The organism is Emticicia sp. GW821-FHT11C11 (genome assembly GCF_058808615.1).
The window spans coordinates 794,608-818,287 of record NZ_JBXARV010000001.1; the positions used below are offsets into that span (position 1 = coordinate 794,608).

The window sequence follows — 23,680 nt, forward strand, 5'->3', positions numbered from 1 at the left end:
CTATGATAGTTTAATCACTAAATCACTCATTCGCACAATCACTAATTTCCTTATTCCGGTTGTATCTTTCTTTGTTTTTCAAAATCATAGAGTGTCAGGTAGCGTAATTCATAATGCGTTTTCCAATAATCTTGCAGCGCATTGATGTAGTCACGTTTTGCCTGGTCTTTTTCCTGGAAAGCAATACTCAAGTCGGTGATGCTCAGGTTCCCCAGCACATATCTATCTTGTGCTATCTGATACTTCTCTGAGGCAATGCTATCGGCCTGTGCTGTAAGCGTCAGTTGATTCTTCAACATTTCAAAAAGTGTTACCTGTGTGTAAATTTCCTGTCTGAAAGTTTGCTTGGCCTGTTCAACCGTATACTCCGTCAGCTTTTTTTGCGCTTCTGCTGTTTTAGTTCTTGATTTTGAGCGTCCCCAGTCAAGAATCGGAATATCGAGCTGCAATTGTACTGATTCCTGGCTTTGGGGTTTGTTATACAAGTCCGGAATCGTCAAGCCTCTGTTCGAAAAACCCAGACTGGCGGTCAGGGTCATATTCAGTCCGTTGTCGCCAATGGCTTTCGCTACTGCCCGGTCAGCTTCTAAAATTAAACGACGAAACGAAATAGCATCCGAACGATTTTCAAAAGCTTCTTCCAACGCCAGCTGATTAGGTATTGAAATGCTAGAAATAGTAGCCGGTATTATCAATTCCAGTTTGCTGTCTGTTTGTAAACCGATGTAGGCTTTGAGATTTAAGGTGGCAATTTCCAAATCTCTTTTGGCAGTGGCAATGGCTTTTTGTGCCTTGAGCGATTCTAATTGCAGCTGCAGAATTTCGTTTCTGGTAGTTTTGCCTATATCATATTTTTCGTTGGCTATTTTTACAATAGTCTGGGTATTGCTTAAGTTGGTTTCTGCAATCTGCAGATTTACCTGCGCCAATAATAGATTAAAAAAGTATCCAGTCGATTTTGAGGCTATTTTCTCCAGCGATTCAATATAAACCTGGCGGCTCTCATCATACTTTAGGGGCTCAATTTTTCTATCCCATTTAAAACCGTTGAATCTGAAAATCGGTTGCTCATAGCCTACCGCAAAAGGAGTGCTGTTATATAAGGTATTCTTTCGGGCAAAATCATCAAAACGCTGCAATTGCGTAGTAGCATAGATTTGCCCTCCTGTTTGCATGACCGACTGGCTTAATGACAGATTTAATGATGAATTATTATAGCGTACCGGTTGAAACTGGATGGTTCCGTCAGGTTGGATAACCTCCGTAAACGAGCGGGTAAAGGCAGGTAATCTTCCGTCGAGCACCAATTGTGGCTTATAGTTCGACTGAAATGTGCGCCACTCCCAAAACTTGGTTTCTTTGGTTGTGGCAGCCTGTCTTGAGGCAATTGACTGACTCTTGGCCATTTCCACTACTTCTGTCAGGGTCAGTTTGGTAAGGCCCTGTGCCACCGTGGGGTAGGTGTAAGTCAGTAAATATAGGCTTAATATATAAATAAGGTATTTCATAAGCTGGGGTCTGTTAGGCAAATTCCGGTTATTTAATCTCCAACTCCTTGGTGTTTTTGTATTCGCTCAAATCTGTAATAATCACGGTTTCTCCCGGTTTTATTCCTTCAGTAATTTCTACGTAATCGAAGTTCGTAAGTCCTATTTTGACTGTTCTTCTTTCGGCTTTACCGTCTTTTCTGAGCACGAATACATCCTGTATTGATGCGCCTTTAAAGGCAGGTCCATTCGCTACCCGAACCACGTTTTGTTGGGCAGCAGTAATGAGATAGGCTTCCACTTTCAGTTTCGGACGAAGCATATCGGTACTTTTACTATCAAGTGCCACATCAAAACTCAGGATGTTGTTCTGCACTGACGGCTGAATGTTGGTCAGGCTGCCCCTCAGTTGCGTGTTGTTGATGCGGATAATAACCGGCATACCTATTTTTACCTGATCGGCGTAATTGTCTGAAATAGCACCTATAATCTTGAAGCTGCCTAAATCGGCCAGCCGTGCCAGAATTTCACCTTCTGCTACCTTTGACCCCAGGTTTTTATTGACATACGTGAGTACCCCCGGACGAGAAGCGATGATATTAGCCTTTTGCAATTTGCTTTGGTATTCCATCAGTTGTTTTTCCTGAATCTGTGCCGACAACTCCGATTCCTTCAAATCAGCGCGCATGGTTTGTTGCTTAATTTTGATGTCGTTCTCCAACTGTTTTTTCTCCAGTTCGGCAATTCTGAGATTCATCTGAGCCGTTTCAATAGCCTCACGGGTACCACCACCTGCTTTTTGCAGACGTTTGGCATTTTCAACATCGGCTTTCAGGCTGGTGATTTTCATAGCCTTGATAGAGTCGGAGATTTTCAGGTCATAGAAACTTTTGTCGAGGTCAAGGCGCAGTTTTACGATGGTGTTCCGCTTTAAGTCCAGCTGGTCTTTTTCTTTATCGAAATTCAATTGTGTGGCTTCCTTGTCTAATTCCAGAATTTTTTCTCCGGCTTTCACATTGCTTCCGGCATCGAGCAATACCTGCTGAATCACGGCCGTGATAGGGCTGGTAATTACCTGCTCAAATTCAGGTTGCACTTCGCCTGAGGCCGTGAGCGTGTTCTCTACAGCACCCATTTCGGCAACGGCGGTTCTGATTTCTGATTTTTTGACCGATGACGACAGAGAATTTCTTACCCACCAGACGATCAGTATAATGGCAACCAACGCCACTATACCAATTAACCAGTTTTTACTTTTCTGTTTGCGGACCTCGTTTGCTGAGAGTTCTTTGTCCATAGCTTTTTATAATTTTGTATAAGTGTTGAGGTTTTTAATCGTGTCACGCCTATACTCGGACGATAATGAGCGTGGCACGGTTAGACTCTGTAAATGTTCATTTTTGAAACAAATACAGTATTATCCTTTCAATCAGCGTGCCAATTGGTAAGTTATTGATAATGAGTGTGTTATGTATTTTTTTAAGAATAAAAAAGTGTCCGATAATGGGACGATTGTTCGGAAGTGGGAAGGGACAAATGGATACCAATGCCGACTTTAGTCGGTATTTACTAAAAAAGTATCCTTTGTTTCGTTAGTCGCCCAATTTATTGGGTGAGGTATCGGCAATTACAGCGAATGAATTCGCCGTCTATTATAACAAAGGTATTTTTGTATTCATGACCGACTTAAGTCGGTCAATTTACTTAAATCTTATCCTTTGTTTCATTAGCCGCCCAATTTATTGGGTGAAAACTAAAAAACGAACGAAAACATCGTAAGACATCCAAATTATCTTCTATAAAATATTTGTATATTGGCAGACTTAATTTTAGAAAATCACGTGCCCCCACAAGACTTATGAATAAATTCCTGTTATTCTTAATTTCGTCGACAGTTTCTGTTCTGGCAATTTCTTATGAAAGTAATTCTCATCAACCAATTAATGCACAGCGCATAAAACCAGGAATAGACAGACCTAAAATAGCTTTTACTTTTGATGATGGGCGAACCGATGATATTGGAGGGTATAAGCTGGAAGTCTGGAATGAGTTATTGCTCAGCAAATTGAAGAAGCACCAACTTACAGCTATCTTATTTTCGTCAGGGGCTAATAAAACTACAGAAAAGGGCAGATATGTATTATCGTCATGGAATAATGCAGGACACCTGATTGCCAATCATACATTCACGCATCCCAATTTTAATAGTAACAATACAAGCCTGAAGGCTTTTGAGGCGGAGCTTGTAAAAAATGATTCCATTATCAGAAACTACAGTAATTACTATCCATATTTCAGATTCCCATACCTGAAAGAGGGTAATACCAAAGAGAAGATCGAAGGATTCAGAGAATTTATGAAGCAAAAAGGATATAAAAACGGATATGTTACGATTGATGCTTCTGACTGGTATATTAGTAATCGACTGGCGACACGATTAAAACAAAACCCTAAAGCTGATATTGCGGGCTTCAGAGAGTATTATAAAAATCATTTACTCAGCCGTGCTATCTTTTATGATTCTTTAGCTTATCAGATATCTGGCAGAAGAGTCAGTCACGTAATATTGCTCCATCATAATTTAGCCGCGGCTTTATTTATAGACGACTTGATTACGCATTTTAAAGATAATGGTTGGGAAGTGGTAAACGCCAACAAAGCCTATCAGGATAAAATTTATGAGCAAATACCCGGCAATGTACCGGCAGGAGAAAGTCTGATATGGGCTTTGGCCAAGCAATCGGGTAAGTTTGAGAAAATATTACGATACCCGGCAGAAGACGGCGAATATGAAAAACCAATGATGGATAAATTGGGTCTTTGATGGAGCGAATGCCATATCGTGCTATTAACGCATGACTATATCTGTTATCAGGATGGCAAACAAAAAAACCGGACGATAAATCATCCGGCATCCAAATTATCTTCTATAAAATAGAGGTCTATTCAAACCTCAAATGTTTTACTGATTCACCTGAGTTGGCCAGTTCTTCCAATGAATCAATACCTATCTGCAAGTGTTTTTGCACAAAGCCTGTTGTTACCTTTTTATCACTTTCTTCGGTTTTAACGCCGTCCGGTATCATAGGGTTGTCAGATACTAACAATAAGGCACCGTGTGGAATGGCGTTTACAAAGCCTGTAATAAAGATAGTGGCTGTTTCCATGTCTATGGCCATAGCGCGTATTTCGCGCAGGTATTCTTTAAACACGGTGTCATGTTCCCACACACGGCGGTTGGTCGTGTAAACGGTTCCTGTCAAGTAATCAAGCTCATGTTTTTTTATCATTGAGCTCACTGCTCTTTGTAAACGGAACGATGGTAGTGCCGGAATCTCAGGGCGGGCATAGTCATTACTTGTACCTTCGCCGCGTATGGCTGCTATCGGCAGAATCAAATCACCTAGTTGCGTTGTTTTTTTCAAACCACCGCATTTACCAAGAAACAGCACAGCATTAGGCTGAACAGCCGACAGTAAGTCCATCACAGTTGCAGCCATGGCGCTGCCCATACCAAAATTGATGATGGTGATGTGTCCGGCTGAGGCCGTCTGCATGGGTTTATCTTTCCCTTTTACTTCAACACCGAACATCTCGGCAAACATATCGACATAGTTATGAAAATTTGTAAGTAAGATATAGGGTTTAAATTCTGATAGAGGAGTGCCTGTATATCGCGGAAGCCAGTTCGCAACAATCTCTTCTTTTTTTTCCATAATAAACGTAGTTTTGTTTTAAAATTAAGTATAATTATTAAAAGCGTAAGTGCCGCCTTAATAATTTAACGGTTAGTTAATTGAATGATGATACCACTAAACCTGCCGCCTTTCGAATACAAAATTAAGGAAATTGAGGGAAAAATCTGCATTTTTGATGTTATACGTCGAAAATACATGGTTCTAACTCCCGAAGAGTGGGTAAGACAGCACTTTGTTCATTTATTGGTGAATCAATATCAGTATTCCAAAAATCTGATACGCCTGGAAGGCGGGCTGAAATATAATCAGCTGCAAAAGCGCTCAGATATCGTGATTTTTGATGAATCCGGCTTGCCATCTTTGTTGATAGAGTGCAAAGCTCCGGAGGTACCTATCAGTCAGGCAGTTATTGAGCAGGCGTCGCGCTATAACCTCACGCTCAGGTGCCGATATCTGGCCATTACCAATGGTTTGAAAACCTTTTGTTTTGAAATGGATTATACTACACAGGGCTTTAAACAGCTGCAGGATTTACCCCGACGGGTATTATAAGTAGGCAATGATAGCTATCTGCTTTATATTTAGACATTTATTTGAAAAATATTGCTGTTATCCTTTTCATTTTCTGTAATTATTTATACCTTTGCACCCTCATTTTCGAGAATAAAACTTAATTATTAATTAAACACTGTTTTAGTATGTTTCAAAATCAGTATGAGACAGTTTTCATTTTAACTCCCGTTTTATCTGAAGCCCAGATAAAGGAAGCTGTCGAAAAATTCAAAAAAACATTGACTGATAACGGTGCTGAGTTGGTTCATGAAGAGCATTGGGGTCTTCGTAAACTGGCGTATACCATTCAGCACAAAAACACGGGCTATTATCAGCTAGTTCAATTCAAAGCTACTCCAAAAATTGTAGCTACTTTGGAAATCGATTACAAACGTGACGAGCGTGTATTGCGTTATTTGACTACGAAATTAGACAAATATGCTATTGACTACAGCGAACGCCGTAGCAAAGGCTTAATTGGAAAGAAAAATGTAGAATCTGCTCCTGCTAAAGAAGAAAATGCAGAAGCATCAAACGAAGCAGCATAATGAAAAATAACACAATGTCACTTGTAAACGATCCTGTAGACAGAAAAGATACAGCTCGTAAAAAATATTGCCGCTTCAAAAAAGCAGGTATTAAATTCGTAGATTATAAAGACCCGAATTTCTTATTGAAATTTGTGAATGAGCAAGGTAAAATCCTTCCTCGTCGTCTGACGGGCAATAGCCTTAAATTCCAACGCAAAGTTTCGGTAGCTATTAAACGCGCCAGACACCTGGCCCTATTACCATTCGTAGCCGACGGATTGAAATAATTTAGTGAATTAGCGGTCCGCCGCTGCGGTGATTTAGTGAATGAGTGATTAGCAATCTTTGCGAAGTGAATTAATTAGTCTGAGTTATTATTAATTAAATAATCACTCAATCATCAATCACTCAATCACTCAATAGTAATATCACTCAATTGTAATATCTCATTCACAATTAAGAAAGATGGAAATAATATTAAAAACTGATATAGTAGGGCTAGGTTACAAAAACGACGTGGTTGCTGTAAAGCCAGGTTATGCCCGTAACTACCTTATTCCGCAGGGCTTTGCTCAATTAGCTACTGCGTCGAATCGCAAGGTTTTAGCTGAAAACCTTAAACAAGTTGCTCACAAAGCTGAGAAAATCAAAACCGAAGCTTTGGCTACTGCAGAAGCCATCGGTGACCTGGTAATCAGTATCCCAATGAAAGTTGGTGAAAGCGGTCGTATCTTCGGTCGTGTAACTAACACACAGGTTGCAGATGCTTTAAAAGAAAAAGGTTTTGACATCGACCGTAAGAAAATCTCTTTGGAAGATATCAAAAATGTTGGTGACTACACTGCCCTTGTTGACCTTCACAAAGAAGTGAAACACAAAGTAGCAGTAAAAGTTGTTGCTGAAGCATAAAACGTATCACGGATTGGTAATCCGTGGAGGATATATGAGTGCAGGAGGCTTTCCGGAAAGGGAGCCTCCTGTCTTTTTTATATCCTATCCTTATAAGTTCTGAAACCGAATTTTTTCAGCAGCTGAAACTCGTCGTTCTCTTTCCAGATACCGATCGACGGAAGCCCCACACCGTTGAATGTCGTGGTTTTTACCATGGTATAATGTATCATGTCATCAAATACTACGCGGTCGCCGATTTTTAGCGGCTGGTCAAAAGAATAATCTCCCATAAAATCACCGGCCAGACAAGTCATACCACCCATACGATACGTTGGTTTTCCTGTGACGGCATCAGTAGCTCCCCATATACGCGGTTTGTAAGGCATTTCCAATGTATCGGGCATATGAGCAGCAAAAGAAACATCGAGTATAGCTACGTCAATGCCCTGTGCATCAACAATATCCAGCACTGTTGACACCAGATAGCCCGTTTGCCAGCCGATTGCCGAGCCTGGCTCCAGGATTATTTCAATATTGTAGGTTTCTTTCAGGCGTTTAATTTGTTTAATCAGGTGCGCATGGTCATAGCCTTCGCGTGTCATTAAATGCCCACCACCTAAATTCAACCATTTGATCTGGTGCAGTAAATCACCGAATTTCTCTTCTATATGTACCAATGTGCGTTCCAGTGTATAAGAGTCATTTTCGCACAGCGTATGTGAATGCAAACCTTCTATCCCCTCGGGCAATTTTTCACCCAGCAAATCTCTGGTAATGCCTAGACGTGAGCCGGGTATACAAGGATTATACATTTCAGTGGCTACTTCGGCATACTGTGGATTTATTCTTAAACCGTAGGATATTTTCCGGCGCGATTGCTGAATCTGTGGTTTAAACTGCTCCCACTGATTCAACGAGTTGAAAGTGATATGGCTACTGTAGCGCATCATTTCTGCAAACTCATCAGGCTTATAAGCCGGTGCATAGGTGTGCGACAGGCAACCCATTTCTTCTACTATCAGCCGGGCTTCGTTTAAAGAACTGGCAGTAGCGCCCGAAAGATATTTGGCCACCATAGGAAAAGTAGCATACATAGAAAAACCTTTTAGTGCCAGAATGATCTGTGCACCGGATTCCGTTTGTACACGATTCAATAGTTCAAGATTTCGCCGTAACAGTCTTTCTTCTAAAACATAACACGGCGACGGGATTTTAGTAATATCTATAGCCATTTTCTATTGCTGAACAATGAGTAACATGAATGAATAATTTGCAAAATTACTCATTTTCTTACAGATATACCCCATGTATCAGGCTTACCAAAGGTGTTTACAGAAAATTAACAGATATATAAAAAAGCAGTCCGGATGAAAATCACTCGGACTGTCTTGCATTACCTCAAATAAAATTTTTTGACGAAATCGGAATAAATCCTCTTACGGGGGATTACGGGGCATTAGTTTTACATTCATAGTATTAATCAAGTTTAAAAAAGACCGGTATTGTATATTTTACGCGCACGTTTCTACCATTTTGTTTTCCCGGAATCCATTTTGGCATCAGTTTTACAGCCCTCATAGCTTCTTCATCACAGCCAAACCCAACGCTCTTCGCCACCTGCACATCGGTAATGCTACCGTCGCGCTCCACAATAAAACTCAGGAAAACTTTTCCTTCAACATTTGACCGCTGCGCAGCTGACGGGTACTTAAGCGTTTTGCCTAAAAACCTGTACATTTCACTATTGCCACCTACAAATGAGGGCTGCACCTCAACATGCAGAAACGGCGTATTATCTTCTATAATTTCAGCAACTTTTGTTTCAGCAGGCGGAGCATCCGCCGGTGGAGCTTCTGCAATACTTTCGCTTTCTTCACCGGGTGTTGTTTTGTTACTGATTACGGCTTTCTCCATTTCTTCCTGCGTGGGCGGCGCTTCTTCTATTTCCGGATTATTCACTATCTCAGGTGCCAGATATTTAATAGTTTGTACCGGCTCAATTGGTTTGGGTGGTTCCGGTTCCGGAATCTGTTCAATGGGTGGTTGTTCGGGTTCTTTTAAATCCTGCAGGTTAATGATTACTTCATTCTGAGCCTCTATGTCATCTTTTTGTTGGGCAAAGATGTAGGAAGTCACAAAAAGAGCGGTGAAGAGCGTGATGCCAATCCACATGGCACGGTTGACCGTTGAAGTGTAAGACTTGCGCAGCTCGTAAGCTCCGTAATCTTTGTTCCGATACTCGAATACAATCTCATCGAGTGTCGCAGGCGGCGATGCCTGAACATGTGTTTCCATTTTTGTAAAGTTTAAGTTGAACATTTAGTAGTTGAGTAAACTACAGTACAACATTAAAAAACAAAATAATCTCTTGCAAGTAAAAACGAATAAATATTTAGATAATTATCTAAATATTTATTTTTAATATATTTAAGAGAATATTGGAAACCGATAGGTAAGCAGTAAACAAGAAAAGAGTTGGTTTGATTGCAGGAAAATAGTTCTAAATAGGGTGGGAAATCATGAAAAAATCCTTTTCCCAATTACTTATTGAGAAAAGGATTTTAGCTATTTAATGCATTTACTAGAGACTATTGTAATAATCAACCACCCTGGCTAATTCATATTCCGATTTCAGGGCTAGATTCTCTTTTTTGATAAATCCATCAACCTCATCTTTCTTATCTTCAAAGGCATTCAGAACCGAGTTTTTCTTTAGTTTAACTCTCGTGAGAGAGCCATCAGCTTTCTGTACATAGTATTCTGAATTGTCAAGATAGGCATCATAACGGCGGTCGACACTGTATGCCCCCTGATAATTGGCTTTCTGCATCATTTTGCTGACGTGTTTCAGCAAGGATATTTTGTTTTTATATAAAACCAGCAAATAGCTTACAGGCATTGTGCCTCCCTCAGTTTTCAGCCCATCAACTTTTACAAATGGATAGCTGATGTTGTTTTTACTGTCATTAATGATAAACCCTGTAATCTGATTCGGATTCACAACGATGGAGTCACCTATTGAACGTTTGAATAACAATTCTTTGGTATATGTATCGTATTTTAAAGGGACAACTTTAGGAGCTTTGGTGTTTTCTTTTACAAAAACGAGTTGCCCTGTAAGCCATTCTTCTACAAAGTACTTAGAACCTTTTACTCCCTCATAACGTAAATCATAAGAACTGACTGTATTCTGATTCTTCCCCGGGGTACCAAAACCATTGGGTAAAGAATTAAAAACCACAGCATCTTGTATTTTATTATCTTGAGCAAAAGCTGATACAGCGCTTAAAACGATAGCAATAATAAAGGTGGTAGCTTTCATTTGGAATAAGGTTTATTTAGTGCAATTTACTATAGAAACGAAAAAAATCCGCTAAGTGCTTAACGGATTTTAATATTATTTACTGTTTTTATCAATATTCATGAGGCAATTCGATGTTAACTTTTTCATGCCAAGGTAAGCCCTGTGTATTGAGTAAATCCATGAAAGGGTCCGGATTCAGTTCTTCGCAATTCCAAACGCCCGGTTTTTGCCATTCAGAATTGGTAAGCATCAGCATGGCGCCTATCATGGCCGGCACACCGGTGGTATAAGAAACGGCTTGCGCTTTCACTTCTTTGTAGCATTCGGCGTGGTCGCAGTTGTTCCATACATAATAGGTTTTGTCTTCCCCGTCCTTAATACCTTTTATCTGGCAACCGATTGAGGTCTGGCCGGTATAGTTTTCACCTAAGGTGTCCGGAGCCGGTAAAACTGCTTTTAGAAATTCTAAGGGAACGATATCGATACCATTGAATTTAACGGAGTCAATACGTGTCATGCCTACATTCTGAAGCACTTCCAGGTGAGTAAGATAAGCCTGCCCGAAAGTCATCCAGAATCTGGCGCGTTTCAATGTAGGGAAGTTTTTAACCAGCGACTCTAACTCTTCATGATAAAGCACATACGATTCTTTCGGCCCGATTTCAGGATAATCAATGGGTTTGTGAATAGACATAGGTGGAATTTCTATCCATTCGCCGTTTTCCCAATAACGGCCATTCTGCGTAATTTCACGAATGTTAATTTCCGGATTGAAGTTCGTTGCAAAAGCCTTACCGTGGTTTCCGGCATTACAATCTATAATATCCAGATAATGCATCTCGTCAAAATGGTGTTTGTTTGCATAGGCAGTGAATACCTGAGTAACACCCGGGTCGAACCCACAACCCAACAGCGCCATCAAACCGGCTTCCTTGAAACGATCCTGATAAGCCCATTGCCAGCTGTATTCAAATTTAGCAACATCTTTTGGTTCATAATTGGCGGTATCAAGGTAATGCACTCCTGTTTCAAGACACGCATCCATAATGGTGAGATCCTGATAAGGCAATGCTACGTTGATAACCATTTTTGGCTGAAAACTTTTGATAAGTGCCACTAATTCGGGTACGTTATCGGCATCAACCTGAGCCGTTTGTATTTTTACACCGTGCATTTCTTCAATATCGGTTGCTATTTTATCGCATTTAGATTTTGTTCTGCTTGCCAATAAAATTTCCGTAAAAATAAGGGAGTTCATTGCACATTTATGGGCAACTACACTGCCGACTCCACCGGCACCAATAATAATTACTTTTGACATCTGTATGAATGAAGAATGAGTGAACTGTCACATCAGCAACCCATTAAGTTATGCTAATGTTTAAACAAGCCGCAAAGATAATGTATTCAAAAAAAAGAACGAGTAACTTTGTATTGTTTTTAAGTAAATAATGCCGCCGGATAAAAAAAAGTGCGGGTATATTTTTTTATTGTTCAAATCCGTTATATTAGAGTCATAAAATCCCGAAAACTCTAAAACGCCATGCAAAAGACTACGAAAACTGAATCTCCGGTGAAGTATGCCGAAATTGTTCTGGTAGGTATCCTTACACTAATTGTTGCCGTTGGTATCTATTTTACAAATATTAAATTGTGGTAAAATAGGTTTTTCCCCGCTAAAATATTGAAAAAAGCCCCTGATCTGACAGACAGGGGCTTTCATTTTTATTACTCATATACTATTATTCTAAAGCTGCTACACCCGGTAAGGTTTTACCCTCCATGTATTCAAGCAAAGCACCACCACCTGTTGAAACATACGATACACGGTCTCCGTATCCGGCATTGTTCACAGCCGCCGCCGAATCACCACCACCTATTAATGAGAACGCCCCGTTTTCTTCGGTTGCTTTTACAACAGCCTCTGCAATGGCATTAGTACCTACTGCAAAATTAGGAAACTCAAAAACACCCATCGGGCCATTCCAAAGAATCGTCTTAGATTTTTCAAGAATATCTTTAAATAACTCTATAGTTTCAGGACCAATATCAAGCCCTTGCCAGTCAGCAGGAATCTGTCCGGTTTTTATTATCTGTCTGTTTGCATCATTAGAAAAGTCATCGGCACAAACATTGTCTAAAGGCAATATCAGATTTACGCCTTTTGCTTTTGCTTTTTCTATTAATTCTAAAGCAAGCGGTTGTTTATCGGCTTCCAGCAAAGATTTACCAATTTCACCACCCTTGGCTTTAGTAAAGGTATAGGTCATACCACCGCCTACAATCAGATTATCTACTTTGTCAAGCAAACGTTCAATGATAAGGATTTTATCAGAAATCTTGGCGCCTCCCATAATGGCAGTGAATGGGCGCTCTGCATGCTCAAGTATTTTCTGGGCATTGTCAATTTCGGCCTGCATTACATACCCGCATACACGATCTGTAAAGAACTGACCGATTACTGCTGTAGAAGCATGTGCTCTATGCGCGGTACCGAAGGCATCATTTACCCATACATCACCCAGTTTCGAAAGTTTTTCAGCAAAGGCTACATCTCCTTTTTCTTCTTCTTTATAAAATCTCAGGTTCTCAAGCAGTAGTACTTCTCCGGGTTGTAAACCTGCCGCTTGCTCAGTAGCTGATTTTCCGATACAATCATCAGCAAATTTCACTTGCAGACCCAATATTACTGAAAGCGGATTCACCAGATGTTTCAATGAATACTTTTCGGTTGGTCCGTCTTTCGGACGACCCAGATGCGACATCAGAATACAAGAACCGCCATCTTTCAGAATTTTCTTAATGGTTGGTATGGTTGCTGTAATCCGGGTGTCGTCAGTGATTTCATATTTTTCGTTCAGAGGAACATTGAAGTCAACTCTAATAAGGGCTTTTTTGCCCGAGAAGTCATAAGTATCTAATGTTTTCATCATTGAGATTAGTGAGTGAGTAATAAGCCTGAGCTAGTGAGTATATTTACTCATTGTTTTTTTGCTTAGATAATTTTGCGGTCAGACGATTTTAGTTAGACAAATATAGATTTTCTTTTCGCTAACATCACGAAATTTTACCACGATTCTTTCGCTTAATACCAAAATTTCTTGAAATAACTATACTTTTTCTTTGGTTATGAAAAATATTATTTGGCCTAACAACTATTTTACAAGTTTAAGCGTCTTTCATTTCGAAATGGCGTATCTGTCACAATTATATGTATATCAAATTAAGCGTACTGAAGTTTAGTTTTTTTGTAAATTTGAATTCACTTCCACTATAATATGAAACAAGTTTTACTTTCAATGGTATTTGTCTGTGTCTCATTTCTGGTATTTAGCCAGGAAGAAGACGATTATTACAGAGCACCGGGCCAAAGAACAGATGTAAGAAACAACGTGTATCCAAACCTGGACAGGAAAACAATCAATCTATACCTGGGGGTGGAAGGAGGCATGGAATTCAGCCAGTCTACGCTTGTCAACAATCTGGATGGTCTGATAGGAAAACAAAAAGGTAATGACTTGTACTGGGGTGTAGTGTTAGGTTATAGTATGAATAATATCTGGTCGATTGAAACGGGTTATTACAAAAATCCGACGTATCTGATACAATCGGTAAGCTCGGGCAGGTCGATTCCGTATATTTATCGACTGGGTTCCGGGCTGACAACCATTCCGATCCGTTATAAAAGAAAGATTCTGACAATAGACCCTATTACGAAAAATGCGACAATCCATGTGGGTCTTGGTGTTTTACTTTCGCCCGATGCCAAAAATATGAAGATCGGTGAACGCCATTTTGCAGGTCTTTCAAATAATCCACAGCAAGTACCTGATACTCTCAGATTGAGAAGCGAAGCCTTTTTAAGTAAAAGAGCTGCGGCGCAAGCCGAGGTTCAGGTTGAATTACATGGGAGGGTATCAGAAACGCTGTCAATTGTTGTTTTTGCCAGAGGGAATATCGCCCCCAAAGGGCTGATTCGTTCAGATATAGACTACTCTATTAATAAAGTAACCATCGACAAGGCACAACAGCTTACCAATGGCTTCAGTTTTAACTTTGGCCTGGTGCTAAGGTATAATATACTGAGAGGCTATAAGTATATCGATAAGAATGACGAGGAGTAACCCGTCACTTATTTCTTTTTTGCCTTTATTGGTTACCTTTGTGATGGTATACTTGCTGCCATTATCCCATGTCTGAAATCAAATCCCCGGTTATTACCATCATCAATCGTCATTATCCGCCTAACCCCGGGATCACGGGTGAGTCTGCGTGGGACTTAGCCAGGTATTTGATAGAAAATTATCAGGCAGAAGTTCACATTGTGCACATTGACCGCACTTATGATGGTGGCGGACAGGTGCGTAAGCCCATAGGTATTCTGCATGCAGTTAAGACCTTCTATGAAGGTAAAAATGGCTTACTGAGATTAATTTCCGGTACATTGGACGGCCTTTTTCTAGTACTAAAAGCCAGAAAAATTAGAAGAGGAAAGATAATCGTGATGACCAGTCCCCCCTTGCTGCCTTTCTGGGCGTCCTTGTTTTTGAAGGACTGGGTCTTGTGGTCGATGGATTTATTCCCTGAAGGTTTCGTAGCAGCCGGTACTGTTAGTACGTCTAATTTTTTATACCGGTTGGTTCTCAGAAAAACATATCAGACACCCCCACAGCACCTGATAGCTCTTGGACCCAATCAGGCAACTTTTGTTAGAGAGAGTTATCATCACAATATCCCGACTACGATTTTGCCATGCGGAGTGTTGGTGCATCAGGAAAACGACCCGGTTGTGCCGCAATGGAAAAAAACTGACGGGAAAATCTATTTTGGTTATTGTGGAAATCTGGGGCAGGCGCATTCTGACGAATTCTTACTACGATTTATCGATAACCTTGATAGCAGCAGGCATCATTTAATACTGGCGGTTTATGGCGAGAAAGCTGATAAGGCATTAGCCTATGCACACAATCGTGAAGGAATAACCATTCTGAAAAGTGTACCGCGCAGCCAGTTGCATTTTATTGATGTGCACCTGGTAAGTTTATTACAGCAATGGACACACATAGCAGTACCCTCAAAGGCGGTGAGTTCTATCTGTGCCGGTGCAAGCATTTTGTTTTGTGGCAGCAATGAAGCAGATACATGGGCTTTGTTGCACCGTGCAGGCTGGCTGATTGAAGAAAATGAACAGATAGATGCGCAAATAAAAGCGTTTCTGGTTGCCCTGACCACAGAAGATATGCAGCATAAAAGGGGTAATGCCCAACTGTTATTCAATGAATTGCAAAATACGGTGGTTGATGCCTATGAGGATGTGAGACGATTAGGGACGAATCAGAAACCTTAACGAGGCAGAAGACTTTTATACACCTCTAAATACTTAGCTTTGACTACTTCCTGCGAATAATTCTCAAGCACTTTTTTTCTGGCGTTCGCGACAAGTGTTTGCGTATCTGCTTCAAACAAAACCCAGTTGATACCTTCTGCCAGACTTTCAGCTGATTTATACTTAGCGAGAAAACCGGTTTGTTTGTGTTCAATCATTTCGGGAATACCGCCGACTTCAAAACCTACTGCCGGAGTACCACAGGCCAGCGATTCCATAATAGTATTGGGTAGGTTTTCCTGTATCGACGGGATTGTGAAAACATCGGCAGCCGAATAGATTAAAGCAATTTTCTGAGTATCAGATATTCTTCCCAAGGCATGGGTTTTAAATGGCAGGCTTTTGTTTATTTCTTCATCACTTTCGCCCAGAATCACCAGTTCAATGGCTTCCTTATTACTAACCAATTTATATAATAAATCTAGGGCTGCCTGAAAATAACTGAAGCCTTTCCAGATAACCGTCACTTTTGCAGCAGCAAACAAAATCAGTTTTTTGTCGAGGGGTAATCCAAGTTGAGTTCGGGCCTCTGTTTTACCAGTTGGTTTAAAAACTGTGATGTCTAAAGGATTCGGGATAGATGTAACCGGCAGATGCTTAAATAAACTGCTCTTACGAGCCCTGTTTGCCAGCCATTGGCTACAGGCAACAATCTTAACCGGAGGTAGTTGTGATTGGCCGAAAACAAGATTTTTCTGTTGCCATATCTTTGCCGATAAGTCTTGGGCTGAAGGCGCCTTTAAATAAGGAACGCAATAGCCACATTGCTGCTGGTAGTTTTCGCAATCACCACTGTGATGGCATCCCCCAGTAAATGCCCACATATCATGCAGTGTCCAGATAACAGGTTTGCCCAGACTAAACAGTCTCTCGAGCGATTGAATTGACAGAAATCCGAAGTTAATCCAATGCAGATGAATGATATCGGCTTCCTGCACCAGGGAATGTTCTGATATATCAATACCTGCATTGGCAGGTGAAAAGGCAAAGCGTACTTCTTTGTTCTTTTCATGTAACCTGAAATAGAGTCGCTCCCAGACAAAGCGCGCAAAAGCTTTTTTTCTGTCCAGCCAGCTGGTGGCAACGGCGGTGACATCCTCTCTCTTACCTTTTTTCTCCTGAACCAGCAGGCCGGCTTCAATGTCTTTTTCTTCTTCCAGTACCGTCAGTATACGTAAGCAGGCAATGGCTGCACCACCCATGCTGTCGTCGGTATTTATCAGTAGAATTTTCAAGTATTATTCCGGCAATTGTGTCAATAACAGATGCGAATTAAGCGATTTTTTGGCATATCTTTAATAATCGAATTGGCAAGCGTAAAAAAATATCTCCATTCATGTAAGTTTTTCATCTGCTTTGCGACTAATTGTTTAAACAATGCATCAGTTAATGGAAAAGGAATTTATCAGTCTGATTAATATAAACAGAGGCCTCATATACAAAGTATGTAATTTGTATTGTCATGACGATGACGATAAAAAAGACCTTTTTCAGGAAATTGTTTTGCAATTGTGGACTTCTTACCCCGGTTTCAGGAACGAGTCGCGTCATACCACCTGGCTGTACAGAGTAGCTTTGAATACAGCTATTTCAAATTTCAGAAAAGAATCCGGTAGGCCCGAACGAAAGTCTCTTTCTATCAGCGAGCTGCAGATACCCGATATGGCATTTGAAGAGAATAACCACTCAGGTATATTGAAACAGGCCATTGAGCAATTGTCGGAAATTGAAAAGGCAATAATTATGCTCTATCTGGACGATAAAAGCTATGATGAAATTTCTGAAATAATCGGGATTACGAACTCAAACGTAGGGGTAAGGCTGAATAGAATCAAAATCAAATTAGAAAAAATCATTAAAACGAACAGAATATGAACTTGGATGAATTAAAATCGGCCTGGCAGACGTATGATCTTAAACTACAGGCATCACAGTTGCTTACTGAAAAACTGATTGTGAATATGATACGTGAAAAGTCACAGTCGAGAGTGGCACAAATAAGAAGAGAAAACAGGTTTTTCTTTGCATTGCTGGCTTTTGAACTCTTGTTAATGGGAGCCATTTTTGCCGGTAATCCGTTCGACTTTACCTATACTGCGCAATTTATACCATTTGTTTTTTTGACAATTGGTATTCTGATGGCACTTTGGAAAGTCTATAAAAGCCAGATGATAATAGCAACTGATATCAACAGTACAACGTTGGGGGCATTCCTAAAAAAGATGATACGAGAGTATGAGAAAAATAAAAAACTCGAGGGCTGGTTCGGAATCATTATGCTTGCATCCGGTTGTTTGACTATCCTGTCTTTTTTGCCTAATAAAATAGCAAAACAAGGCCTGTGGCCTGCCGTGATTGATACGTTTATTCCATTAGCTATTTGCCTGTTTATATATTTTCTGGCATTTCGGTTAGGTGCTTTTAAAAACCGAAAAAGTGCCGGTTTTAAAGAAGATTTAAAGGAGTTGGAGACTCTTTCGGAAGAACTGGAACAGATATACTGATGATGGTACGATTTTTTAATGTGTTTTTACAGGTTCTTAAATTATTCCGGGGGTTTTATTCGTTTATTCTAAAAATCCAGAACTTGTATGAAAAAAATAAGCATTCTAATCGTCTTGTCTGCCTTAAGTGCCTTTTGGGGTTTTAGTTGTGATTCAGACTCCGTTGATAAAACGGACGACTCAACCTCTAATCCTGTGGCCGGAGAATATCAGGCAGTTGTTGCATTTCCGAACTTAACATTTGATGATCCGGTTGAGTTTACCCACGCTTCCGATGGTACCGGCAAGGTATACGTGGTTGAGCAAAGGGGAGTTATACGTGTATTTGATAACGCATCGGGTACGTCGCAAGCACCTGTGTTTCTTGATATTGACAGCCGTGTGGACGCCGGGGGCGAAATGGGTTTATTAGGCCTTGCGTTCCATCCTGATTTTAAAACGAACGGATTCTTTTACGTCAATTATAATCGTAATTCGCCTACGCGTCAGACAGTGATAGCCAGATTCAAAGTCAGTTCGGGGTCACAGACAGCCGATGCGGGCAGTGAGAAGATACTGCTTACTTTTGACCAACCCTATACGAATCATAAAGGAGGGAAACTGGCGTTCGGGGCCGATGGGCATCTGTATATTGCTACCGGCGATGGCGGAAGTGGGGGCGACCCTCAGAATAATGCGCAGAACCGCAAAAATTTGCTTGGAAAAATATTGCGTATCAATGTGAGCACAACCGAAAGCGGTACTTATACCATACCTGCGGATAACCCCTATAAAGGCAATAGCGATGGTTTCAGAGAGGAGATTTATGCCTATGGTTTACGTAACCCCTGGCGATTCAGTTTTGATGCTGCCAATAATAACCTCTGGGTAGCAGATGTAGGCCAGAACGACGTAGAAGAGGTAGATATAGTAACGAAAGGAAGCAATTACGGCTGGAAAATAAAAGAAGGCAACCAGTGTTTCGATGCCTCGGGTAATTGTAATCAGGCTGGTTTGGCTGCACCTGTATGGAGTTATAATCAGGGTGCCGATGGCCGTTCAATAACGGGAGGATTTGTATACAGGGGTACAAAATTACCTGGTCTGGTCGGAAAGTATATTTTTGGTGATTATGTAAGTGGCAAAATATGGGCTTTGAATTACGATGGCTCGAAGGCAACCAATAGCGGTGATAAAATTGACAATGTAAGCACTGTTTCTGCTTTTGGTGAAGATGCCGCTAAGGAGTTGTATATACTTGATTATAACGCAGGGAAAATTTATTCTCTACAGAAAAAATAGGCTTGTTCCTGATATAAAAGTGAAGTAACCCTATCCTTACCGTCTCTGATTGTGGAGAAGAGAGGGATAGGGTTATTTCTTTCCAAATTTTACTATTGTTTTCCAAAGATTTTTCATGGCTCCGTTCAGTTCCGGTGAAATGTTGCTCCAGTAAATAACGGCTCCATAGATTAGTGTTATAGCTGTGGAACGATACACAATATCTATTACCGTATTGAACTTAGTGCCTTCTGAAGTAGGTATCAGGCTTACTGCAAAGCCTATTGTAACCATAATTAACAGTACTTTAGGGATATCCATCGTGAAGGGCTGCATCCCTAATTTCCACCATAAAAATGCATAGCGGACAGCATTATAGTAAATAGTAGCCAGTGCCAACGCAATGGCTGCACCATTGATTCCGTACATGGGTATCAGTAACCAGTTTAGAAATACGGTCAGGCCAATGAGGCTGATCATAATGTAGGTATCATACCTGTAGTATGGAGAAAGCGCTAGTATAGTGCCGTTTAGCCCTGTTGCTAAGTCGAATAATTTACCAACACTCAGAATAATAATAACCCATTTACCTTCTTCATAACCAGGCGGAAGAAACTCAAAAAGATTATTGATGTTCAGATAGATACCGAGGAAAATCCAGCAGCCAACAATGAGCGAGGTAGTACAGCTTTTCCGGTAAATGATAGCAATATTTTTAAGGTCGTTAGCTGCAAAGGAGTCGACAATGATAGGAGCCGAAGCTTTATTGAGCGCTATTAACGACATGCCCATAACACTACCAAAAAATGCTGCTGTGCTGTAGATACCGGTCTCCTGTAAGGTAGAAATTTCTGCCAGCATGATTTTGTCAATATACAGAATAATCATTGACGAAAACCCGGTGAGAATAGTCAGTACACTATAAGTAGCAAATTGCTTTGTGAAATAGGGTGTCATGACCGAAAAGTCGGGCCTCAACGAAAAACCATCCAGTTTGGAAGCTTTCCAGATCATGGGTATCACATAAAAAGAAAAAGCCAGCACCCAAACCCAGATGTATTGCGAGAAATCGAGCACATTGAAAACCACCAGAAACAACGAAGCCAGAATCAGGAATCGTTGAATGAATTGAGACAGAAACGTTCCGGTTACGGTTTCATACAGGTTTTTAGCGTAATTATCGAACAGGTTGAAAAGAACTGTTGCCAGTGTAATAGGTAAAAGTAAATAAAAATTAGCGGCCAGCAGATTGGTTTTGCCTTTGCTGGCAATCATCCAGTCTTTCAGAAAATAAATACCAACGCTACAAATCAGAAAGCCCGTAAGGCAGACAGAAAGGCCTAAAAACAAAAATCCGTTGTGCCCTTGCTTTGCATTTCTGAAATGTACAAAAAAACGGCTCCCCGCAGCATTAAAGCCAAGCGACGAAAGCTGAACCATTACGTACATATAAGAGAGTAATACGTTCAGTAAACCAATTTCTTCTTTCTCAAAAAAATTGGGAAAAATAAAAAACTGTGAAATGAAGCCTACCAATACCCCGGCATAAGAGAAGATGGTACTGATAAAGGCCTGTTTTTTTATAACATTCATACTTATTTAACAAATACTACATTGCTCATAGGGCTTTCGTTATTCAGCCGGTCGAGTGCAGTTACTACATATACAAAAGATTTACGGGGCTCATACGTATTGTCTACATACGCGAGCACACCTTCGTTTCTGACAATCGCCAGTATTTTTGAGGGATTATCAAGATTGATTTTTTCATTTTTATCGAACTTGTACACCACAAAAGATTTGATTGCATCGCCATCTTTAGCAGGTATTGATGGTAGATCCCAGGTAATCGACATCCCCAGATCACTTACTTTTCTGGCTTTTACTTTTTCAGGGGCATTGGGCGGAATATTGTCTTTCCAGGGCATGGCTGGGGGCAAGGCACGGTATGCATATAAATTTCTGAGCGAATCAGCCACCGACAACTCATTTTTACTTAGAGGCTTTGCACTGAAATAAATACTACCCGAAATCTGAGGCTTAGTGCGGTTATACCTTACTTGTCGTGGAATCTGACTGGCTTTTTCCCAACCGGTTTCTGTACTACCCGTTTTTACACGATACGCGGCATGTCCGATATACAGATGTCTGTCAGAGTTGTGTTGAGTCCACCAGTCAGTCAGTGTTTTGTAAGGTACTTTGTTGAATTCAAAGCTGAAATAAACCTGCGGAGCTATGTAATCAATCCAGCCTTTCTGAATCCACTTTCTGGTGTCGGCATACAGATTATCGTAAGAGGCCTGCCCGCCTGTGGTTTGTGAGCCGATCGGATCGACAGACGCGTTTCGCCACACACCAAACGGACTGATGCCAAACTTTACTTTTGGTTTCAAGGCCTGGATTCCATCACTTATCGCTTTAACAATCAAATCAACATTGTTGCGGCGCCAGTCTTCAATATTTTTGAAGTTGCCCTTGTATTTCCTGAAAGTATCCTCGTCCCGGAGTTTCTCATTAGCAACCGGATACGGATAAAAATAATCATCAAAATGAATACCGTCTACGTCATAATTTCTGACAATATCTAAAGCAATATCAGTAATATATGCCCTTACCTCAGGTATGCCCAGATTAAAAAGTTTCTGACCGCCATAAGTAAAAAACCACTCGGGTCTTGTGTTTACCAGATGCCCTTTAGCAACACTTCTGGAGGCTTTATGGGTGCCGCGGTTCATGTTCAACCAGGCATGAAACTCCATGTTTCGTTGGTGGGCCTCCTGGATCATGAATTGCATGGGGTCATAAAAAGGTACCGGAGCTTTGCCCTGGGTACCTGTCAACCATTCAGACCAGGGTTCTTTGCTTTGGGCGTAAAATGCATCGGCAGCGGCTCTTACCTGTACCAATACGGCATTTATACCGTAGCTTTGATGGCGGTCAAGCAAGGTTCTAAATTCCTGTTGCTGTACTTCAGAAGATAATCCTTTGCGGGACGGCCAGTCGATGTTATCGATAGTAGCTACCCACACCGCACGGAACTCCCGCTTGGGTGCCGGAGATCTGGAGATATATTGTTGGGTAACTTTCGGACTACAACTACTCTGGAAAGCATAGATTATCAGGAAGAGAGCAGCTTTTTTCAAATACATCTAACCACTGGTTTGAAATTTTATTCAAAAGTAGATAAAAATTTAACCCAACGGCTATTTTTTGTTACTTTTGCTTTGTTTTGCAATAATGTTAGAGGTTTAACATTATTAATAGTAAAAAAGCCCTTATTATTATCTGCTTTTTTATAGAATCGATTCTTAAAGATTCAAGTCACCCAATACAATACCAATTATTGTGAAAGAATACGGAAGTAACATTCAGAAATTAACCGAGTACATTGTCAGTTTATCCGACAAAGATCAACGTACTAAGTATGCCCATATTCTAATAGAATTAATGCGCCAGATTCACCCGAATATGCGTGAAGGCATTGATTACTCTAAGAAACTATGGGATGACCTATATATCATAGCCAATTTTGACCTTGATGTGGACAGCCCTTTTCCGCCACCACCCAAGGAAATCCTGGGGAAAAGACCAATGCTTATTCCTTATAACCAGCATCCGTTGAAGCACCGTTTCTATGGTCGCAATCTGGAGCTGCTGGTATTGAAAGCCATGATAACCGAAGACTTTGAAGACCGCAAGGCCTTTATTTCGTATATGGTAAGGTTGATGAAAGGGTTCTACCAGACCTGGAACAAAGACAGCATTGAAACAGAAGATTGCTTACAACAGATTCTGGAATTGTCTGGTTTCAGATTCCAGAGAGAAATTGATGACTTACGTCGTGACGGACTGATGGAATCATCACCGAAAGATGGTAACGGTAGCCGTCAGCGTATACCACAACCACAGCAGGCGCAGGGACAAGGACACAACCGCGATAACAGGGATAGGGATAGAGATAGCCGGGATAACCGCGACCGCAACCGTAACAAGAATTTTAACGGAGGGGGATACAAAAGTAACAGCAACAATAACAATAATAACAACAACAAAAGAAGAAGATAAAAG

22 protein-coding genes are annotated in these 23,680 nt (G+C 40.7%); 11 read left to right on the forward strand and 11 right to left on the reverse strand.

The window, feature by feature from the left end:
• Window positions 1–50: 50 nt before the first annotated feature.
• The gene (locus AC1RRY_RS03340) at window positions 51–1,508 is read right to left on the reverse strand and encodes a TolC family protein (protein WP_492818035.1); all 1,458 of its coding nucleotides are present in this window, start codon (window positions 1,506–1,508) and stop codon (window positions 51–53) included.
• A 28-nt stretch (window positions 1,509–1,536) separates the two neighbouring features.
• Window positions 1,537–2,784, reverse strand: a complete 1,248-nt coding sequence (locus tag AC1RRY_RS03345; RefSeq protein ID WP_492818034.1) for an efflux RND transporter periplasmic adaptor subunit — start codon at window positions 2,782–2,784, stop codon at window positions 1,537–1,539.
• Between the two features lie 561 nt (window positions 2,785–3,345).
• On the opposite strand from AC1RRY_RS03345, the gene AC1RRY_RS03350 reads away from it, so the two are divergent.
• Complete coding sequence (locus AC1RRY_RS03350) at window positions 3,346–4,311, forward strand: polysaccharide deacetylase family protein (protein WP_492818033.1); 966 nt, start codon at window positions 3,346–3,348, stop codon at window positions 4,309–4,311.
• A gap of 118 nt (window positions 4,312–4,429) precedes the next feature.
• On the opposite strand, the gene AC1RRY_RS03355 is transcribed toward AC1RRY_RS03350, so the two are convergent.
• The gene (locus AC1RRY_RS03355; protein WP_492818032.1) at window positions 4,430–5,203 is read right to left on the reverse strand and encodes an AMP nucleosidase; all 774 of its coding nucleotides are present in this window, start codon (window positions 5,201–5,203) and stop codon (window positions 4,430–4,432) included.
• A gap of 84 nt (window positions 5,204–5,287) precedes the next feature.
• On the opposite strand from AC1RRY_RS03355, the gene AC1RRY_RS03360 reads away from it, so the two are divergent.
• From AC1RRY_RS03360 to rplI, 4 genes are all read left to right on the forward strand, one after another.
• Window positions 5,288–5,737 (forward strand): type I restriction enzyme HsdR N-terminal domain-containing protein, encoded by a 450-nt coding sequence (locus AC1RRY_RS03360; RefSeq protein WP_492856476.1) that lies wholly within the window; start codon window positions 5,288–5,290, stop codon window positions 5,735–5,737.
• A 146-nt stretch (window positions 5,738–5,883) separates the two neighbouring features.
• A complete protein-coding gene (gene rpsF, locus AC1RRY_RS03365) occupies window positions 5,884–6,285 on the forward strand; it encodes a 30S ribosomal protein S6 (RefSeq protein WP_492818030.1) in 402 nt (133 codons plus the stop codon).
• Between the two features lie 14 nt (window positions 6,286–6,299).
• Window positions 6,300–6,554: a 30S ribosomal protein S18 gene (gene rpsR, locus AC1RRY_RS03370; RefSeq protein ID WP_116982542.1), complete on the forward strand. Its 255-nt coding sequence runs from the start codon at window positions 6,300–6,302 to the stop codon at window positions 6,552–6,554.
• 178 nt (window positions 6,555–6,732) lie between these two features.
• Entirely contained in the window at window positions 6,733–7,176 is a 444-nt protein-coding gene (rplI, locus tag AC1RRY_RS03375; protein ID WP_492818029.1) for a 50S ribosomal protein L9, read from the forward strand.
• A gap of 77 nt (window positions 7,177–7,253) precedes the next feature.
• Here the strand turns inward: rplI and nspC are convergent, their stop codons facing one another.
• From nspC to AC1RRY_RS03400, 5 genes are all read right to left on the reverse strand, one after another.
• Window positions 7,254–8,390: a carboxynorspermidine decarboxylase gene (gene nspC, locus AC1RRY_RS03380; RefSeq protein WP_492818028.1), complete on the reverse strand. Its 1,137-nt coding sequence runs from the start codon at window positions 8,388–8,390 to the stop codon at window positions 7,254–7,256.
• 244 nt (window positions 8,391–8,634) lie between these two features.
• A complete protein-coding gene (locus AC1RRY_RS03385; protein WP_492818027.1) occupies window positions 8,635–9,453 on the reverse strand; it encodes an energy transducer TonB in 819 nt (272 codons plus the stop codon).
• A 286-nt stretch (window positions 9,454–9,739) separates the two neighbouring features.
• A complete protein-coding gene (locus tag AC1RRY_RS03390; RefSeq protein WP_492818026.1) occupies window positions 9,740–10,480 on the reverse strand; it encodes a hypothetical protein in 741 nt (246 codons plus the stop codon).
• 91 nt (window positions 10,481–10,571) lie between these two features.
• Window positions 10,572–11,783 carry a saccharopine dehydrogenase family protein gene (locus AC1RRY_RS03395; protein ID WP_492818025.1) on the reverse strand — a complete coding sequence of 404 codons (1,212 nt, stop codon included), beginning with the start codon at window positions 11,781–11,783 and terminating at the stop codon, window positions 10,572–10,574.
• 421 nt (window positions 11,784–12,204) lie between these two features.
• On the reverse strand, window positions 12,205–13,392 hold the full coding sequence (locus AC1RRY_RS03400) for a phosphoglycerate kinase (protein ID WP_492819282.1): 1,188 nt from the start codon (window positions 13,390–13,392) through the stop codon (window positions 12,205–12,207).
• 348 nt (window positions 13,393–13,740) lie between these two features.
• Here AC1RRY_RS03400 and AC1RRY_RS03405 point away from each other — a divergent pair, with 348 nt between their 5' ends.
• Both AC1RRY_RS03405 and AC1RRY_RS03410 read left to right on the forward strand, forming a co-directional pair.
• A complete protein-coding gene (locus AC1RRY_RS03405) occupies window positions 13,741–14,586 on the forward strand; it encodes a hypothetical protein (RefSeq protein WP_492818024.1) in 846 nt (281 codons plus the stop codon).
• A gap of 68 nt (window positions 14,587–14,654) precedes the next feature.
• Window positions 14,655–15,809 carry a glycosyltransferase family protein gene (locus AC1RRY_RS03410; RefSeq protein ID WP_492818023.1) on the forward strand — a complete coding sequence of 385 codons (1,155 nt, stop codon included), beginning with the start codon at window positions 14,655–14,657 and terminating at the stop codon, window positions 15,807–15,809.
• Here AC1RRY_RS03410 and AC1RRY_RS03415 read toward each other — a convergent pair.
• On the reverse strand, window positions 15,806–17,083 hold the full coding sequence (locus AC1RRY_RS03415) for a glycosyltransferase family 4 protein (RefSeq protein WP_492818022.1): 1,278 nt from the start codon (window positions 17,081–17,083) through the stop codon (window positions 15,806–15,808). The two genes, AC1RRY_RS03410 and AC1RRY_RS03415, sit on opposite strands and share 4 nt — an antisense overlap.
• Window positions 17,084–17,237: 154 nt before the next feature.
• Here AC1RRY_RS03415 and AC1RRY_RS03420 point away from each other — a divergent pair, with 154 nt between their 5' ends.
• The 3 genes from AC1RRY_RS03420 to AC1RRY_RS03430 all read left to right on the forward strand — a co-directional run bounded on the left by AC1RRY_RS03420 (window position 17,238) and on the right by AC1RRY_RS03430 (window position 19,633).
• Window positions 17,238–17,723: an RNA polymerase sigma factor gene (locus tag AC1RRY_RS03420; protein ID WP_492818021.1), complete on the forward strand. Its 486-nt coding sequence runs from the start codon at window positions 17,238–17,240 to the stop codon at window positions 17,721–17,723.
• Window positions 17,720–18,352 carry a hypothetical protein gene (locus tag AC1RRY_RS03425; RefSeq protein WP_492818020.1) on the forward strand — a complete coding sequence of 211 codons (633 nt, stop codon included), beginning with the start codon at window positions 17,720–17,722 and terminating at the stop codon, window positions 18,350–18,352. Before AC1RRY_RS03420 ends, AC1RRY_RS03425 begins: the two co-directional genes overlap by 4 nt.
• Window positions 18,353–18,439: 87 nt before the next feature.
• Window positions 18,440–19,633 (forward strand): PQQ-dependent sugar dehydrogenase, encoded by a 1,194-nt coding sequence (locus AC1RRY_RS03430; RefSeq protein WP_492818019.1) that lies wholly within the window; start codon window positions 18,440–18,442, stop codon window positions 19,631–19,633.
• A gap of 72 nt (window positions 19,634–19,705) precedes the next feature.
• On the opposite strand, the gene AC1RRY_RS03435 is transcribed toward AC1RRY_RS03430, so the two are convergent.
• A complete protein-coding gene (locus AC1RRY_RS03435) occupies window positions 19,706–21,205 on the reverse strand; it encodes a lipopolysaccharide biosynthesis protein (RefSeq protein WP_492818018.1) in 1,500 nt (499 codons plus the stop codon).
• 2 nt (window positions 21,206–21,207) lie between these two features.
• Window positions 21,208–22,761, reverse strand: coding sequence for a glycoside hydrolase family 10-like protein (locus AC1RRY_RS03440; protein WP_492818017.1), 1,554 nt, complete (start codon window positions 22,759–22,761; stop codon window positions 21,208–21,210).
• A gap of 196 nt (window positions 22,762–22,957) precedes the next feature.
• Here AC1RRY_RS03440 and AC1RRY_RS03445 point away from each other — a divergent pair, with 196 nt between their 5' ends.
• Entirely contained in the window at window positions 22,958–23,677 is a 720-nt protein-coding gene (locus tag AC1RRY_RS03445) for a DUF4290 domain-containing protein (RefSeq protein WP_492818016.1), read from the forward strand.
• Window positions 23,678–23,680 lie beyond the last annotated feature (3 nt).

Excerpts from the sequence above, each read along its gene's own strand:
- AC1RRY_RS03340 (WP_492818035.1), bottom strand. The coding sequence starts at position 1,508 with ATGAAATACCTTATTTATATATTAAGCCTATATTTACTGACTTACACC.
- AC1RRY_RS03345 (WP_492818034.1), bottom strand. The coding sequence starts at position 2,784 with ATGGACAAAGAACTCTCAGCAAACGAGGTCCGCAAACAGAAAAGTAAA.
- AC1RRY_RS03350 (WP_492818033.1), top strand. The coding sequence starts at position 3,346 with ATGAATAAATTCCTGTTATTCTTAATTTCGTCGACAGTTTCTGTTCTG.
- AC1RRY_RS03355 (WP_492818032.1), bottom strand. The coding sequence starts at position 5,203 with ATGGAAAAAAAAGAAGAGATTGTTGCGAACTGGCTTCCGCGATATACA.
- AC1RRY_RS03360 (WP_492856476.1), top strand. The coding sequence starts at position 5,288 with ATGATGATACCACTAAACCTGCCGCCTTTCGAATACAAAATTAAGGAA.
- rpsF (WP_492818030.1), top strand. The coding sequence starts at position 5,884 with ATGTTTCAAAATCAGTATGAGACAGTTTTCATTTTAACTCCCGTTTTA.
- rpsR (WP_116982542.1), top strand. The coding sequence starts at position 6,300 with ATGTCACTTGTAAACGATCCTGTAGACAGAAAAGATACAGCTCGTAAA.
- rplI (WP_492818029.1), top strand. The coding sequence starts at position 6,733 with ATGGAAATAATATTAAAAACTGATATAGTAGGGCTAGGTTACAAAAAC.
- nspC (WP_492818028.1), bottom strand. The coding sequence starts at position 8,390 with ATGGCTATAGATATTACTAAAATCCCGTCGCCGTGTTATGTTTTAGAA.
- AC1RRY_RS03385 (WP_492818027.1), bottom strand. The coding sequence starts at position 9,453 with ATGGAAACACATGTTCAGGCATCGCCGCCTGCGACACTCGATGAGATT.
- AC1RRY_RS03390 (WP_492818026.1), bottom strand. The coding sequence starts at position 10,480 with ATGAAAGCTACCACCTTTATTATTGCTATCGTTTTAAGCGCTGTATCA.
- AC1RRY_RS03395 (WP_492818025.1), bottom strand. The coding sequence starts at position 11,783 with ATGTCAAAAGTAATTATTATTGGTGCCGGTGGAGTCGGCAGTGTAGTT.
- AC1RRY_RS03400 (WP_492819282.1), bottom strand. The coding sequence starts at position 13,392 with ATGAAAACATTAGATACTTATGACTTCTCGGGCAAAAAAGCCCTTATT.
- AC1RRY_RS03405 (WP_492818024.1), top strand. The coding sequence starts at position 13,741 with ATGAAACAAGTTTTACTTTCAATGGTATTTGTCTGTGTCTCATTTCTG.
- AC1RRY_RS03410 (WP_492818023.1), top strand. The coding sequence starts at position 14,655 with ATGTCTGAAATCAAATCCCCGGTTATTACCATCATCAATCGTCATTAT.
- AC1RRY_RS03420 (WP_492818021.1), top strand. The coding sequence starts at position 17,238 with ATGGAAAAGGAATTTATCAGTCTGATTAATATAAACAGAGGCCTCATA.
- AC1RRY_RS03425 (WP_492818020.1), top strand. The coding sequence starts at position 17,720 with ATGAACTTGGATGAATTAAAATCGGCCTGGCAGACGTATGATCTTAAA.
- AC1RRY_RS03430 (WP_492818019.1), top strand. The coding sequence starts at position 18,440 with ATGAAAAAAATAAGCATTCTAATCGTCTTGTCTGCCTTAAGTGCCTTT.
- AC1RRY_RS03435 (WP_492818018.1), bottom strand. The coding sequence starts at position 21,205 with ATGAATGTTATAAAAAAACAGGCCTTTATCAGTACCATCTTCTCTTAT.
- AC1RRY_RS03440 (WP_492818017.1), bottom strand. The coding sequence starts at position 22,761 with ATGTATTTGAAAAAAGCTGCTCTCTTCCTGATAATCTATGCTTTCCAG.